The 697-nt window shown below is 38.3% G+C and carries 2 protein-coding genes; both read left to right on the top strand.

The features are described 5' to 3' along the window. The first annotated feature begins 41 nt into the window (after nt 1-41). Nucleotides 42-302: a type B 50S ribosomal protein L31 gene (locus tag AB4496_RS25770; protein WP_009847432.1), complete on the top strand. Its 261-nt coding sequence runs from the start codon at nt 42-44 to the stop codon at nt 300-302. A 1-nt stretch (nt 303) separates the two neighbouring features. After that, nucleotides 304-429 (top strand): type B 50S ribosomal protein L36, encoded by a 126-nt coding sequence (gene ykgO, locus AB4496_RS25765; RefSeq protein WP_009847431.1) that lies wholly within the window; start codon nt 304-306, stop codon nt 427-429. The last annotated feature ends 268 nt before the right edge of the window (nt 430-697 follow it).

Raw genomic sequence — 697 nt, 5'->3', positions numbered from 1 at the left:
TATGTTATAACATATCAAGTTAGTTATTTAAGGGAAATACAATGAAACCGAATATCCACCCTGATTACCGCCCCGTGGTTTTTCATGACACCAGTGTCGATGAGTACTTCTTAATCGGATCAACATTGAAAACAGATCGCACTATCGAATGGGAAGACGGAAATACTTATCCTTACTTCACGATTGAGGTGTCGTCAAAGTCGCATCCTTTCTATACGGGTAAACAGCGAGTGCTACATAAAGAGGGACGCGTTGCGAACTTCACTCGTCGTTTTGGTCAATTAGGTAAGGGAGCTAAATAGAATGAAAGTTGTGAAATCACTGAAAAGTGCGAAAAGCCGTCACCCAGATTGCCAAATAGTAAAGCGTAGAGGTCGTCTCTATGTCATCTGTAAATCCAACCCGAGATTCAAAGCGGTTCAAAAATAGTCAGTCAATTTGATGTGACATGAGTGTAAAAACGAGGGGAAAGTCAAACTTCATTCATTTGTCTGTTTTTCTTTTCCTTCGAGAGGAACTTTGCAGGAGAGTATGTGCTCACTTAGCGTACGTTGTTTCTTATTTGTCACTTTATCAATAGCTTACAAGCGCAAGCATAAACCGAACGAATGCATCCATACCAATTATAAACCTAACTTTTATACTTTAATCGGAGTTATTTGCTAATTTTTTGTTTTTATTAAGTTAAAAAGAATGG

This window comes from Vibrio sp. 10N.222.46.A1, from assembly GCF_041473595.1.
GTDB classification, from domain to species: domain Bacteria; phylum Pseudomonadota; class Gammaproteobacteria; order Enterobacterales; family Vibrionaceae; genus Vibrio; species Vibrio tasmaniensis_A.
Note: the sequence above shows the minus strand (reverse complement) of the source record. Positions and strands in the feature narration are given on the sequence as shown.

Coding starts and splice junctions, on each gene's coding strand:
- AB4496_RS25770 (WP_009847432.1), top strand. CDS start 42: ATGAAACCGAATATCCACCCTGATTACCGCCCCGTGGTTTTTCATGAC.
- ykgO (WP_009847431.1), top strand. CDS start 304: ATGAAAGTTGTGAAATCACTGAAAAGTGCGAAAAGCCGTCACCCAGAT.